This is a genomic window from Streptomyces sp. NPDC030814 (genome assembly GCF_055572155.1).
The window spans coordinates 76,214-89,417 of record NZ_JBVIDX010000014.1 but is presented as its reverse complement, the minus strand read 5'-3'; the positions used below and the strand labels follow the sequence as shown (position 1 = coordinate 89,417).

Here is a 13,204-nt window from a genome sequence, read left to right as displayed (position 1 = left end):
CGTGACCTGCACTGTTCCAAGGTCGTGACATCCGCCGCTGGGACTCGGTCACGGGGTCGGCCCTCTTCTGTCGTCGCGACTCCGTCTCTACGTTGAGTAGGAACACGTGAACGGTATGTGAAGGCCGAGACGGGGGAAGATAGCTCTTATGTTCGACAGGCTCCGCAAGTCCTTCGACAGATTCCTCCACTCGCCACGCATCGAAGCGAGCACTCCGGAGGAGAAACGCACGCACAACCTGTTCGAGGCGGCCGCCGCCTATATCTCGGCGTGCGCGGACGACGACCAGGACCGGATCGACGAGACCGTGACCTGGGTGTCACCCGAGGCACTGTCGTTCGGGGTGAGCGAGCTGGCGTGCCGGGCGGTCATAGCGCTGGCCCGCGAGCGGAACGAGTCGCCGCAGACGGTGGCACGGTCACTGCTGGGGCTGCCCGCCCCCTGAAGAGGTGACAAACACCGGTCGATTCGCCCCTGTCCGGCCGGACACCGCAGCTCTGCGTGGGTTTCACTCCCGTGACAAGCGCCCGCCGGGCGCATTAGGGTGCGCCGACGGACGAGCGAGAGCGATGGGAGGCCGGCATGGCCGGGACGGACGAGGACGCCGTCGCCGCCGGGGACGACGACGCACTGTATGTGCTGACGGCGGTACTGCTCACGCCCGCGAACTTCCCCAGTGTGCTGGGGGACGACTACCCCGAGGCCTGCGCGGCGCTCGGTCTCGCCCCGCTCGCCGACGGCTACGGGATCGTCCTGGGGCAGGACGGCGAGGGCGCCCGGTGGACGGTCGCGGTGGACGACGTGTCACTGGTCGCCGTGGCCATCGCGTCGTGGGACTGCGGCATGGAGTACGACCTCTCGCCCGACGAGGACTCCGTGGTGGCCGCGCTGCCCGGCTGGCCCCTCGCGGTGGCCGTGGCCGCCCCCGGGGTGCCCGCTCCGCACGATCCGGACCCGGAGGTCTCGGACCGGCCACCGCTGAGCCCGCCGGACACCACTGTCTGGGGGCCCGCCCAGCGGCGCCTGGGTGCCGATGAGATCGCGTTGCAGTGGAGCACCTGGCGGGACCAGATCGACGACTCCGCGTTCGCCGGACAGAACGGCGCCGGCGTGGCGGAAGCCGCGGGCGCCACGGAGCCCGGCGGCGAGGGCGGCGTCCGCACGGGCATCCGCCGTGTTCTCGCGGAGGCGCGCGCCTATGTGGAGTCGCCGCCGCCCCTCGGTCGTGTGCGCTCGTCGTTCGCGCCGGGCGACGCCCGGACTCTCCGCGCCGACGGTCCCGGGTGGTCCATGGTGGCCAGAACCGACGACATCGCCTTTGTCCTTCTCGACGACGAGCCGGGGGAAGTGCTCCCGGTGGGGCGTGGCCCGGAACTGCCCGGCCTGCTGGAATCGCTGGACAAGATCGCGGTACGCCCCAACTGAGTCCAGGCGCGCCTCCCGGCTCTGCCGTGTGTCGCCGGCCCTGCCGCGGGGCCGGCGACACCTCAGCGTCCGAGCTCCTTGCGGCCGACCCGGCGCAGCCTGCGTCGCTGCGAGGGGTCGAGCGTGAGGTACGCGACCGTGGGGATCCCCAGGACTATCAGGAGATTGGCCCAGAAGGGGAACGGCAGCAGGAACAGCAGGACGATCCCGATCGCCGCACCCCCCGCCACGATCTTGGTGCTCTTCGACATCTCCGTCGCCTCCTTCGCGGCCCACTGCCGCTCTCTGTCCTGAAAACGGGCACCCGCTCCCCGCAGTTCCGGACCATGACCCTGACGGAACCCTGACTCCACCCCCGGCGCAACCCTGAGACGCCCCGCCTGTCCTGACATCACCACCGGCACGTGATCCACATCACCCTGGGTCGCACCCTCGGGATGTTTGAAGTGAGGTAACCTCGGCGATCCTGAAGAACAGTAGTCAAATTTGAGGAGCTCAGCGTCCCTGTGCCAACGGACCTCGCGGCAACTTCTTCCCACGTCTCCGAGCTGGCCCGCTGCCACGCCACCTTCGTGGCCGACGAGCCGGCCCGTGCCGGCCGTTTCGTCTTCCGGCGGCCCGACAGTACGGCACCACCTCATGCCGCGGTGGGCTCCGCCGGGGAGTCGGCGGTCGTCCTGCCCTGTGAGGCGGGTGTCGAGCTGGTGACGGTGCCCGTCGTGTCTCTCCCGCTGAGCGCCGCTCTGCCGGTGCTCACGCGTGCGCGTGCGACGGCAGGCGCCGACAGGTCGACCGTCTTCTGGGGTACCGCCGCACTCCTCGCCCTCCAGTTCGTAGCACGAGGACTCCTGCTGCCCGGTGTGACCGCCGGCGGTCACGACGCCTGGCGGATCGGCCCACTGCGGGCGGAGGACCTGGAACGGATCCGCGAGCTGGCAGCGGCGATGCCTCCGGAGGCACATGCCCTGCCGGTCGACCACTCCCCGCCGCTGCGACTGCCGGACCCCGAGCTGCTGCTGCGTGCGTTCCTCGACGCGGTCGCCGATTCGCTGCCCCGCTCCCCCGCCGCCGCCTTCGCCGCGGGTGGCTCGGCCTTCGCGGCGCCGGAACCGCAGTCGGTGCCCGAGCAGCGTGCCTGGGCCGCCGATGTCGCCGCCGGTCACGATGCCGGCGTCCGCCTCTCGCTCCGCGTGGAGGTCCCCGGTCTCGACACGGCCGACGGGGACAAGACACGCCTGTCGTTCCGGGCCGTCCTCCAGGTCCACAGCGTCAGCGACCCGGCCCTGGTTGCGGACGCCTCCGCCGTATGGACCGGCGCCGAGATCTTCGGTCCCCGCGCACGGATGGACGCCCTGCTCGCGCTGCGCCGCGCGGCCCGTGCCTGGACCCCGCTCACCCCGCTGCTCTCGGCCGCCGTGCCCGACTCGGTGGAACTCGCCGACGAGGAGGTCACCGAGCTCCTGGGCGAGGGGGCCCGGGTGCTGGCCGCCGCCGGCGTCGACGTGCACTGGCCCAAGGAGCTGGCCCGCAAGCTGACCGCCCGCGCGGTCATCGGTCCGCCGGACGACGAGCAGGACCGCGCCGGGACCGGCCCTGCCGCGGCCGGTCCCGGCGCCGACTCGTCCGGCACTCCGTCGTCCCTGTCGGCCGACACGCTGCTCGCCTTCGACTGGTGGTTCGCTCTGGGCGACCAGCGGCTGACCCGCCAGGAACTGGACGTGCTGGCAGAGGCGAACCGCCCGATGGTGCGGCTGCGCGACCAGTGGGTCCTCGTCGACCCGGAGGAGATCCGCCGCGCCCGCGCGCAGAAGGACCACACGGTGTCCCCCGTCGCCGCGCTCAGCGCCGCCCTGACGGGCTCCACCGAGGTCGGCGGCCGGATGGTCGACGTACGGCCCACGGGGTGGCTGGCGACGCTGCGGGAGCGGCTGTCGGACCCGGAGGGGCAGCAGCCGGTCGGGCAGCCGTCCGGGCTCGCCGCGACGCTGCGCGACTACCAGCTGCGGGGACTCAACTGGCTGGCCCGGATGACGTCTCTGGGACTGGGCGGCTGCCTGGCGGACGACATGGGCCTCGGCAAGACGATCACGCTGATCGCCCTGCATCTGCACCGGCAGTCCGACGCCTCCTCCGCGGGCCCCACGCTCGTGGTCTGCCCGGCCTCGCTGATGGGCAACTGGCAACGGGAGATCGAGAAGTTCGCGCCCGGCGTTCCGGTGCGCCGCTTCCATGGCGCCCGGCGCACCCTGGACGGGCTCACGGAGGGGGAGTTCGTCCTCACCACGTACGGCACGATGCGCCTCGACGCGCCGCGCCTCGGCGACGTCGCCTGGGGCATGGTCGTGGCGGACGAGGCACAGCACGTGAAGAACCCGTACTCGGCCACGGCGAAGGAGCTGCGCACCATCGGGGCACGCGCGCGCGTGGCGCTCACGGGCACTCCGGTGGAGAACAACCTGTCCGAGCTGTGGGCGATCCTCGACTGGACGACCCCGGGACTGCTCGGCAGGCTCGGTTCCTTCCGCACCCGGTACGCGCGGGCCGTCGAGGGCGACCGCGATCCCGCCGCCGCGGAGCGGCTCGCCCGTCTCGTTGGGCCGTTCCTGCTGCGCCGCCGCAAGTCGGACCCTGGCATCGCCCCGGAACTGCCGCCGAAGACCGAGACGGACCGCGCCGTGTCGCTCACCAGGGAACAGGTGGGCCTGTACGAGGCGTTGGTCCGCGAGACCATGGCGGAGATCACCGCGGCCGACGGCATGGAACGGCGCGGCCTGATCGTGAAGCTGCTCACCGGGCTCAAGCAGATCTGCAATCACCCGGCGCAGTTCCTCAAGGAGGAGCGTCCCCGGATCGTCGGCCGCTCGGGGAAGTTGGAGCTGCTGGACGAACTGCTGGACACCATCCTCTCCGAGGGAGCAAGCGTTCTGGTGTTCACGCAGTACGTGGGGATGGCGAGTCTCCTGGAGCGCCATCTCGCGGCACGCGGGGTGCCGACGCGGTTCCTGCACGGCGGAACACCGATCCCGGAGCGCGAGGCGATGGTCGAGAGCTTCCAGGAGGGTGAAGTGCCCGTCTTCCTGCTGTCGTTGAAGGCCGCCGGTACCGGTCTGAACCTGACGCGTGCCGAGCACGTCGTGCACTACGACCGCTGGTGGAACCCGGCCGTCGAGGCCCAGGCCACCGACCGGGCGTACCGCATCGGCCAGACACGGCCGGTGCAGGTGCACCGGCTGATCACGGAGGGAACGATCGAGGACCGCATCGCAGACATGCTGGCCCGCAAGCGTGAGTTGGCCGAGGCGGTACTCGGTTCCGGCGACGCGTCCCTCACCGAGTTGTCCGACGCGGCCCTGGCCGACCTGGTGGAGCTGCGGGGGGATGCACGATGACGGAACACACCGGACCGGGCGAGGAGCGCACGTTCGCCGCACTCTCGCCGGTGCGTGGGCGTGGATTCGCGCAGACCTGGTGGGGCCAGGCCTGGTTGAAGGCGCTGGAGGACGCGGCGCTGGACTCGGAGCAGCTGAAAGCGGGGCGCAGACTCGCGCGCGCGGGCGCCGTGGGCGCCGTGTCGGTGCGCCCTGGTCGGGTCACCGCGGTGGTCCAGGACCGCGACGGTACGGCCCATCGCGCCGACGTCCTGCTCCAGGAGCTGTCCGAGGAGCACTGGCGCCGCTTCCTCGAGATGGCCGTCGAGCGGTCCGGGCACATCGCCGCCCTGCTCGACCGGGAGATGCCGCCGCATCTCGTCGAGGACGCCGAGACGGCCGGGGTCGACCTGCTGCCCGGGCTCGGCGATCTGGAGGCGGAGTGCGGCTGCGGGACCTGGGACCACTGCCGCCACACCGCGGCGCTCTGCTATCAGGTGGCACGACTGCTCGACCGGGATCCGTTCGTCCTGTTGCTGATGCGGGGGCGAGCCGAGCGCACCCTGCTGAACGAGTTGCAGGTCCGCGGTGCCACCCCCACGGCGGAGGAGCAGGGTGCGCCGCAGACCCCACGAGGCGGCCTGGACGCCGTTGAGGCGTACGCGGCCGGGGACATCCTGCCTCCGCTTCCGGAGCCGCCCGGGCTGCCCGGGGAGCCCGGGCGGCCGCCGTCCCTGGACACCGAGGTCCCGCCCGGACCCGGTGTCGACCCTGGCGCGCTCGAGTTCCTGGCGGCACAGACCGCCCGGGAGGCGCACAGGCTCCTGGCCGATGCTCTGCGTGCCGGACATGATCAGCAGGCCGTGGAGGAAGAGCCGGCACCAGGACAGGACGCCGTGCGCCTGGCCGCAGGTGACCCGGAGCCGAGCGTCGCGGCACGGCTCGCGGAGGGCGCCGGGCGTGACCGGGAAGGGCTGGCGCTCGCGGTCCGCGCCTGGCGGTACGGCGGCGCGGCCGGGCTCGCCGTCCTCGACGAGGAGTGGCATGTGCGGGCGGAGTCGCTCGCACGCGCGCGTGCCGCCCTCGAAGCCGCCTGGGACGAGGACGAACGACCACGCCTGCGCCCCACCCACAACCGCTGGACCGTGGTCGGCGGCTCGGCCCAGCTGCGCCTCGGACGGGACGGTCGCTGGTGGCCGTACCGCAAGGAACGGGGCCGCTGGGCACCGGCGGGTCCGGCCGCCCACGATCCCGCGACGGCACTGGCTTCGGTCGACGCCGAGGCATGAGCCCGTCGGGCGGGCGCGCGCGGACCTCGGCTCATGACGGCCGCGCGCGCGTGCTCTCTTCGCGCTACGGCGCTCCGTACCCGACCTCGGACGGGAGGAGCGAGCCGAGGTCGTCGGCGAGCTCGCTGGGGAAGCCCGTGGGCAGCGACGGAAGCCCGCTCGGCAACTCGGACGGGAGTCCGCTGGGCAGTCGGGTCGGGAGGCTCAGCGACGGGGTGGGCGCAGCACTCGTGTCGCCGCCCGTCCCGCCCGGCGACCTGTCCCCCGGTGATCCGTCTTTCCCCGAGACCACCAGAACCACTGCCGCGACGGCGACCAGCGCGACGACCACGGCCGCCACGACGAGCCGCACGTTCCGGGGCCCGCCTGGAGGCCGACCACCGGGAGGCGGGCCACCGGAAGGCGGGCCACCGGAAGGCCAGGGTGGTGGCCGGCCACCGGGCGGGGCGGGTGGCTGCCGGTCGCCACCCCACGGAGGCGGGCCGAACACCGGCGGGGGTGGTGGGCGACTCCCGGTCGGGTCGTTCGGCGGCGGTGCGCCGTCCGGCGTAGGAGGGGGCTGGGACGGCGGTGGCGGCATACCCATACCCGCCGGGGTCGCCGCGAGGACCGGGCAAAGGGGACGCCGAAACCAGTCAGAACGGGAACGAAAGGGGCGAAGAGTACCGTTTCGGGAACAGTAGGAGGCCCGCCGCCGCTTCGAGCGGCAGGGGGCCTCCTCCACGCGCGTGTGATCAGCCGCGGGCGCCCAGCAGGTGATCCATCGCGAGCTGGTCGAGCTGCTCGAAGGCCATACCGCGAGCCGCGGCGGCCTCGGCGTCGAAGTCCTCGAACGCCGTGCGGTCCGCGAGCAGCGCCTGCAGACCGTCGGCGGCGGTCGGCTGCGCCAGCTGGTCCAGGCGGGCCGCACGCAGTGCCTCCTGAACCTGCGGGTCGGCACGGAACGCGGCCGCGCGCTCCTTCAGGATGAGGTAGTTGCGCATGCAGCCGGCGGCCGACGCCCACACCCCGTCGAAGTCCTCGGTGCGCGGCGGCTTGAAGTCGAAGTGCTTCGGACCCGCGTAACCGGCGCTCTCCAGGAGGTCGACCAGCCAGAAGGCCGAGCGCAGGTCACCGGCGCCGAAGCGCAGGTCCTGGTCGTACTTGATGCCGGACTGGCCGTTGAGGTCGATGTGGAAGAGCTTGCCCGCCCACAGGGCCTGAGCGATGCCGTGCGGGAAGTTCAGCCCGGCCATCTGCTCGTGGCCGACCTCGGGGTTCACGCCGTACAGCTCCGGGCGCTCCAGGCGCTCGATGAAGGCCAGGGCGTGACCGACCGTGGGGAGCAGGATGTCTCCGCGCGGCTCGTTCGGCTTGGGTTCGATCGCGAACTTCAGGTCGTAGCCCTGGGTGGTGACGTACTCGCCCAGAAGGTCGAAGGCCTCCTTCATCCGGTCGAGTGCCACACGGACGTCCTTGGCGGCGCCGGACTCGGCGCCCTCCCGGCCGCCCCAGGCGACGTAGGTCCTGGCACCGAGCTCGACCGCCAGGTCGATGTTGCGGATCGTCTTGCGCAGCGCGTAGCGGCGCACGTCCCGATCATTGGCGGTGAAGGCCCCGTCCTTGAACACGGGGTGGGTGAAGAGGTTGGTGGTGGCCATCGGCACGGTCATGCCGGTGGTGTCCAGGGCGGCGCGGAAGCGCTTGATGTGCTCTTCGCGTTCGCTGTCCGAGGACCCGAAGGGAATCAGGTCGTCGTCATGGAAGGTCACGCCGTAGGCGCCCAGTTCCGCCAGACGCTGCACCGTCTCGACCGGGTCGAGGGCCCGCCGGGTGGCGTCGCCGAACGGGTCCCTTCCCTGCCAGCCGACGGTCCACAGGCCGAAGGTGAACCTGTCCTCGGGGGTGGGCTGGTAGTTCATGCCGCGACTCCTTGCGCTCCGACTATTTCGTCATGGCGATTTACAAATTAGTATGCGGACGCGTCTCGGGGAAGACAAGATGTCGCCCGCCGGAGGCGCCAGCCGCATCAGCGGCCGTCACGAGCCGCGTGAGAGGGAGAGCCCGATGTCAACAGCCGAGGGTCCGCTCGTCGTCGGTGTGGACTCGTCCACACAGTCCACCAAGGCCCTGGTCGTCGACGCGTCGACCGGACGGGTGGTGGCGAGCGGGCAGGCCCCGCACACCGTGTCGTCCGGCGCGGGCCGGGAGAGCGATCCACGTCAGTGGTGGGAGGCGCTGTGCGAGGCGCTGCGCCAGTGCGGTGAGCCCGCGCGTGAGGCCGCCGCGGTGTCGATCGGCGGCCAGCAGCACGGCCTGGTCACCCTCGACGCACAGGGCGAGCCGGTACGCCCCGCGCTGCTGTGGAACGACGTGCGCTCGGCGCCGCAGGTGCGCCGGCTGGTGGCGGAGCTGGGCGGCCCGAAGGCCTGGGCCGAGCGCACCGGAAGCGTTCCCGGCACCTCTTTCACCGTCACGAAGTGGGCCTGGCTCGCCGAGAACGAACCCGAGGCGGTCCGTGCGACTGCCGCCGTACGACTGCCGCACGACTATCTGACCGAACGCCTCACCGGCCAGGGCACGACCGACCGCGGTGACGCCTCCGGCACGGGCTGGTGGGCTTCGGGGACCGAGGCGTACGACGGCGAGGTCCTGGCCCATGTGGGCCTGGACCCGGCGCTGCTGCCCCGTGTGGTCCGGCCCGGCGAGGTGGCCGGCACCGTGCGGGACGCCCACGACCTGCCGTTCGCCAAGGGCACTCTCGTCGCCCCCGGCACAGGTGACAACGCGGCCGCCGCACTGGGTCTCGGCCTGCGGCCCGGCACCCCGGTACTGAGCCTCGGCACGTCCGGCACGGTGTACGCCGTCTCGAAGCACCGCCCCGCCGACCCGACCGGCACGGTGGCGGGCTTCGCCGACGCCCACGGCGACTGGCTGCCGCTGGCCTGCACCCTGAACTGCACCCAGGCCGTCGACCGCGTCGCCGCACTGCTGGGCCTGGACCGCGAGGCCGTGGAACCCGGCACCAGCGTCACCCTCCTGCCCTACCTGGACGGCGAACGCACCCCGGCCCTCCCCCACGCCTCCGGCCTCCTCCACGGGCTCCGCCACGACACGACCGGCGGACAGCTCCTCCAGGCCGCCTACGACGGTGCCGTGCACTCGCTGCTCGGTGCCCTCGACCTGGTGCTCGACGCGGACGCGGATCCCTCGGCTCCGCTGCTGCTGATCGGCGGCGGCGCGCGGGGCGCGGCGTGGCAGCAGACCGTGCGACGCCTGTCGGGGCGGGCGGTGCAGGTCCCGGAGGCCAAGGAGCTGGTCGCGCTGGGCGCCGCCGCGCAGGCCGCCGGACTGCTCACCGGCGAGGACCCGGCCGCGGTCGCCCGCCGCTGGGGCACCACCCGCGGGCCGGTCCTGGAGGCGGTGGAACGGGACGAGGAGACGCTGACCAGGATCTCCGGGGTGCTCTCCGACGCGGCGCCGTTGCTGGAGCGCGAGCCGGGTGCCCGCTGACCAGGGAAGGGGCACCTGAAGTGGGGCGATACGCTTCCGGCATGATCTGAGAGGGCACCCGCCAGGACACTTCAAGAGGGGGAGGTATGACCGCACCGCTGCACGAGACGCACCCGGGCAGCCCGGGCCGCCGCCTGCCCGACACCCAGCAGGGCATGCGCCGCCGCAACCTCTCCCGGGTCATGCACACCGTCAACACCGAGGGCCCGCTCTCCCGTGCGGCCGTGGCGTCGCACATCGGCCTCACCCGGGCGGCGGTGTCCACGCTGGTGGACGAGTTGATCCGGGCGGGACTCCTCGAAGAGCTGGGCCCCGAGCGTCCCGGACGGGTCGGGCGCCCCGGTTCGGCACTCGCTCTCAGCGGGCGCGGTCCCGCCGGAATCGGCGCGGAGATCGGCGTCGACCACCTCGCGGTGTGCGCGGTGGACCTGCGCGGCGAGGTACGGGCGCGTGCCGTGCGGCACGGGACCAATCGCGGCCGTCCCCCCGAGCCGGTCATCGACGAGCTGACCGCGCTCGTGCGACGCGTCGTCGCCGAGGCCGGGAAGGAGGGCCTGTGGGCGGCGGGCCTCGCGGTCGCCGTGCCCGGTCTGGTGGCGCGCGACGGCCGCACCGTGGTCCGTGCCCCGAACCTCGACTGGCACGACACGGACCTCGGCGCCCTACTCCCGGGCGGTGTGCCGCTGACGGTCGACAACGAGGCCAACTTCGGCGGCCTCGCCGAACTCTGGCTCGGCGAGGCGACCCCGCACGACTTCCTGCACGTCTCCGCGGAGATCGGCATCGGTGGCGCGGTGGTCGTCGACGGCCGGCTGCTCCGGGGCACCCGCGGCTTCGCGGGCGAGCTGGGTCATGTGCCCGTCAGGCCGGAGGGCCCGAAGTGCGCGTGCGGGGGGCGTGGCTGCCTCGAGCAGTACGCCGGCGAGGAGGCCGTGCTGCGGGCGGCCGGACTGGAGCCGGGCGAGAACCGGGTGGAACTGCTCGCCGAGCGGGCCGCCGCCGGGGACCAGGAGGTACGCCGGGCGCTGCGCGGCGCCGGCACCGCGCTGGGTATCGCGCTGACCGGCGCGGTCAATCTGCTGGACCCCGAGACCGTGGTGCTGGGCGGCGCCCTGGCCGCCCTCGCGCCCTGGCTCGTCCCGGCACTGGAGCGTGAACTGGCCCGGCGGACAGCTGGGCCCGCCTGCGCCGTGACCGTGTCGCGCCTGGGCTCGCAGGGGCCGTTGCTGGGGGCGGCCCACTCGGTGGTGCGGGCGGTGCTCGACGACCCGGCGACGGTCGGGGTGCGGGCGTAACCGAGGGGATCGCGGCTGCCGCCGCGAGGGAGAAGCGGTCCTCATGCCCTGGGCCCTCAGAACCATCTCACCCCCGCAGGTGACGGAGTTATCCACAATGGCCTGCTTTTCCACCGTTTCCCCCATGCTTCGACGGCGTACCGGCTGATCGCCGTACCGTGATTCACGCGAGGCGCAGCCGTTCGACCTGCGGATGCGTCTCACACATGGACGCCCGTCCCCGCAGACCGATTCAGGCCCACTCTGAAAGGCAGACCCGATGGAGCGAGCCGAAGCGTTGCCGAGCAGGCGGCGGCTGCTGAAAGGCACCGCTTTCGCCGCGATCCCCTACGCGCTGCTCCCGAGTCCCCGCACAGGTGTCCACCCACCGCCCGTGGACCACCCGTACGCCCTGTGGGAGCCGGCGAGCGAGGCCAACTACACGGCGGCCGACCGCCCGGCGAGCCACCCCGTCGACCTGGTGATCATTCACGTGACGCAGACGACCTACAAGAACACGATGCCCGTCTTCTGGAACCCGGCGAAACAGGTCTCCGCACACTACGTGCTGCGGTCGGCCGACGGGCGGGTCACCCAGTGTGTCCGTGAGCGGGACATCGCCTGGCACGCGGGCAACTGGGAGTACAACGCACGCAGCATCGGCATCGAACACGAGGGCTGGGTCGACCGCCCGGAGTACTTCACCGGTGCCATGTACGAGCAGTCGGCGGCCCTCACCTCGAAGGTCTGCGACAGGTACGGCATCCCCAAGGACCGCGACCACATCATCGGCCACCTCGAGGTACCGGGCACCGACCACACCGATCCGGGGCCGCACTGGGACTGGACCCGGTACATACGTATGGTCAACGCCATCTGAAGCAGTGGACGCGGGACCGCGGGTACGTCTCATGGCTTGTCGGGCACGTATGCGAGGTCGACGATGGATCCTGCCATGCACGACGTCCGGGGAGGCCGAGTTGACCGATCCATGGGTGGCTCTGGAGCCGGGAGCCGACCCTGTCGAGCGAGTGCGGGTGCTGCGCCGCGCGCATGAGGCGTTCACCCAGGGCGGCGCGGTGACGCGACCGGTCCGTTCCGTGGTGGCCGATTCATGGCGGCGCTCCGCGAAAGCCGGTGTCGGACCGGAGGGCACCGCGCGCGTGGAGCTGATGGACGGCGACCTCGGTTCCTATCGCGCGGAGCATCCGCTGGCCTGCGTGATGCCGCTGGTCCGGGAGTTGCTGGGCACCTTCGCGGCGGACGGCGAGCATCTGCTGGCCGTGTGCGACGCGCAGGGCCGCCTGCTGTGGGTGGAGGGACATCCGGCGACCAGACGTCGGGCGGACGGGATGAACTTCGTGCCGGGGGCACGCTGGGCGGAGTCCGAGGTCGGTACGAACGCGCCGGGTACGGCGGTCGCGGTCGACCGGCCGGTGCAGGTGTTCGCGGCCGAGCACTTCATACGGCGGGTGCAGCCGTGGACGTGCGCGGCGGCACCGGTGCACGATCCGCGCACCGGCCGGGTGCTCGGCGCGATCGACATCACCGGCGGCGACAGACTGGCGCATCCGCACAGTCTCGGTTTCGTGCAGGCGGTGGCTCGGGCCGCCGAGTCGCAGTTGGCCCTGCTCGCACCGCCCGGTGCCCCGGCCGACGCACTGGAACTGACCGCCCTCGGCCGGGACGAGGCGCAACTCCTGGTTGCTGGAAGGAGGGTGAGGCTCAGCCGACGGCACAGCGAGATCCTGGTGCTGCTCGCCCGGCATCCGGAAGGGCTCTCCGGCGACGAGTTGCTCTGCGCGCTGTACGAGGACGAGTCGGTGACGCCGGTGACCCTGCGTGCGGAACTCGCAAGGCTGCGCCGACTGCTCGGGCCGGGACTGCTCGGGTCGCGCCCGTATCGGCTCACGGTTCCGGTGGAGTCCGATGTGGCGGTCGTGGAGCGCAGGCTGGAGACGGGTGCGGTGACGTCGGCCGCGACGGCGTACGAGGGTCCGCTGCTTCCCGGTTCGCAGGCTCCGGCGGTCGTCCGTCTGCGCCACAGGCTCGCCGAGGGGCTGCGTACCGCTCTCATAGCCCGCCGTGATCCCGACCTGCTGGCGGACTGGGTACACGCGCCCTGGGGCGAGGACGACCTCGACGTGTGGCGCGCTCTGGCGGCCGTGCGCCCGACACCGGCGGTGAGCGCCCGGCTGCGGGAACTGGAGGCGGAGCTGAGGGCGCCGGCGGGGTGGGCGAAGCAGAGACGTACTTGACGAAGGGAGATCACCGAATCGCAGCGCAACGTCGTTGCAACCGTCGGATTCCTAGCCTCCACGAGAAAGCCGCCCAACGGCGGGTGGCGCTTCCGAGG

Annotated in this window: 11 protein-coding genes; 8 read left to right on the top strand and 3 right to left on the bottom strand. The window is 72.4% G+C overall.

Annotated features, from left to right (window positions below; genetic code table 11):
* Positions 1 to 148 precede the first annotated feature (148 nt).
* Both ACZ43N_RS27065 and ACZ43N_RS27060 read left to right on the top strand, forming a co-directional pair.
* Complete coding sequence (locus ACZ43N_RS27065; protein ID WP_468101066.1) at positions 149 to 445, top strand: hypothetical protein; 297 nt, start codon at positions 149 to 151, stop codon at positions 443 to 445.
* A gap of 137 nt (positions 446 to 582) precedes the next feature.
* A complete protein-coding gene (locus ACZ43N_RS27060; RefSeq protein WP_468101064.1) occupies positions 583 to 1,425 on the top strand; it encodes a hypothetical protein in 843 nt (280 codons plus the stop codon).
* A 62-nt stretch (positions 1,426 to 1,487) separates the two neighbouring features.
* On the opposite strand, the gene ACZ43N_RS27055 is transcribed toward ACZ43N_RS27060, so the two are convergent.
* A complete protein-coding gene (locus tag ACZ43N_RS27055) occupies positions 1,488 to 1,676 on the bottom strand; it encodes a hypothetical protein (protein WP_468101063.1) in 189 nt (62 codons plus the stop codon).
* Positions 1,677 to 1,931: 255 nt separating this feature from the next.
* On the opposite strand from ACZ43N_RS27055, the gene ACZ43N_RS27050 reads away from it, so the two are divergent.
* Together ACZ43N_RS27050 and ACZ43N_RS27045 are read left to right on the top strand one after the other, a co-directional pair.
* The gene (locus tag ACZ43N_RS27050) at positions 1,932 to 4,814 is read left to right on the top strand and encodes a DEAD/DEAH box helicase (protein ID WP_468101061.1); all 2,883 of its coding nucleotides are present in this window, start codon (positions 1,932 to 1,934) and stop codon (positions 4,812 to 4,814) included.
* A complete protein-coding gene (locus ACZ43N_RS27045) occupies positions 4,811 to 6,082 on the top strand; it encodes an SWIM zinc finger family protein (protein ID WP_468101060.1) in 1,272 nt (423 codons plus the stop codon). Before ACZ43N_RS27050 ends, ACZ43N_RS27045 begins: the two co-directional genes overlap by 4 nt.
* Positions 6,083 to 6,146: 64 nt before the next feature.
* On the opposite strand, the gene ACZ43N_RS27040 is transcribed toward ACZ43N_RS27045, so the two are convergent.
* Together ACZ43N_RS27040 and xylA are read right to left on the bottom strand one after the other, a co-directional pair.
* Positions 6,147 to 6,434: a hypothetical protein gene (locus ACZ43N_RS27040; RefSeq protein ID WP_468101059.1), complete on the bottom strand. Its 288-nt coding sequence runs from the start codon at positions 6,432 to 6,434 to the stop codon at positions 6,147 to 6,149.
* 382 nt (positions 6,435 to 6,816) lie between these two features.
* Positions 6,817 to 7,983, bottom strand: a complete 1,167-nt coding sequence (xylA, locus tag ACZ43N_RS27035) for a xylose isomerase (RefSeq protein WP_468101058.1) — start codon at positions 7,981 to 7,983, stop codon at positions 6,817 to 6,819.
* Between the two features lie 145 nt (positions 7,984 to 8,128).
* Here xylA and xylB point away from each other — a divergent pair, with 145 nt between their 5' ends.
* The 4 genes from xylB to ACZ43N_RS27015 all read left to right on the top strand — a co-directional run bounded on the left by xylB (position 8,129) and on the right by ACZ43N_RS27015 (position 13,106).
* Positions 8,129 to 9,574 (top strand): xylulokinase, encoded by a 1,446-nt coding sequence (gene xylB / locus ACZ43N_RS27030; protein WP_468101057.1) that lies wholly within the window; start codon positions 8,129 to 8,131, stop codon positions 9,572 to 9,574.
* 86 nt (positions 9,575 to 9,660) lie between these two features.
* Positions 9,661 to 10,869 (top strand): ROK family protein, encoded by a 1,209-nt coding sequence (locus ACZ43N_RS27025; RefSeq protein WP_468101056.1) that lies wholly within the window; start codon positions 9,661 to 9,663, stop codon positions 10,867 to 10,869.
* A gap of 259 nt (positions 10,870 to 11,128) precedes the next feature.
* Entirely contained in the window at positions 11,129 to 11,728 is a 600-nt protein-coding gene (locus tag ACZ43N_RS27020) for an N-acetylmuramoyl-L-alanine amidase (RefSeq protein WP_468101055.1), read from the top strand.
* A gap of 100 nt (positions 11,729 to 11,828) precedes the next feature.
* Complete coding sequence (locus ACZ43N_RS27015; RefSeq protein WP_468101054.1) at positions 11,829 to 13,106, top strand: GAF domain-containing protein; 1,278 nt, start codon at positions 11,829 to 11,831, stop codon at positions 13,104 to 13,106.
* The last annotated feature ends 98 nt before the right edge of the window (positions 13,107 to 13,204 follow it).

Bases quoted from the DNA above. Each gene is read 5' to 3' on its own strand.
- ACZ43N_RS27065 (WP_468101066.1), top strand. From the start codon at position 149: ATGTTCGACAGGCTCCGCAAGTCCTTCGACAGATTCCTCCACTCGCCA.
- ACZ43N_RS27060 (WP_468101064.1), top strand. From the start codon at position 583: ATGGCCGGGACGGACGAGGACGCCGTCGCCGCCGGGGACGACGACGCA.
- ACZ43N_RS27055 (WP_468101063.1), bottom strand. From the start codon at position 1,676: ATGTCGAAGAGCACCAAGATCGTGGCGGGGGGTGCGGCGATCGGGATC.
- ACZ43N_RS27045 (WP_468101060.1), top strand. From the start codon at position 4,811: ATGACGGAACACACCGGACCGGGCGAGGAGCGCACGTTCGCCGCACTC.
- xylA (WP_468101058.1), bottom strand. From the start codon at position 7,983: ATGAACTACCAGCCCACCCCCGAGGACAGGTTCACCTTCGGCCTGTGG.
- xylB (WP_468101057.1), top strand. From the start codon at position 8,129: ATGTCAACAGCCGAGGGTCCGCTCGTCGTCGGTGTGGACTCGTCCACA.
- ACZ43N_RS27025 (WP_468101056.1), top strand. From the start codon at position 9,661: ATGACCGCACCGCTGCACGAGACGCACCCGGGCAGCCCGGGCCGCCGC.
- ACZ43N_RS27020 (WP_468101055.1), top strand. From the start codon at position 11,129: ATGGAGCGAGCCGAAGCGTTGCCGAGCAGGCGGCGGCTGCTGAAAGGC.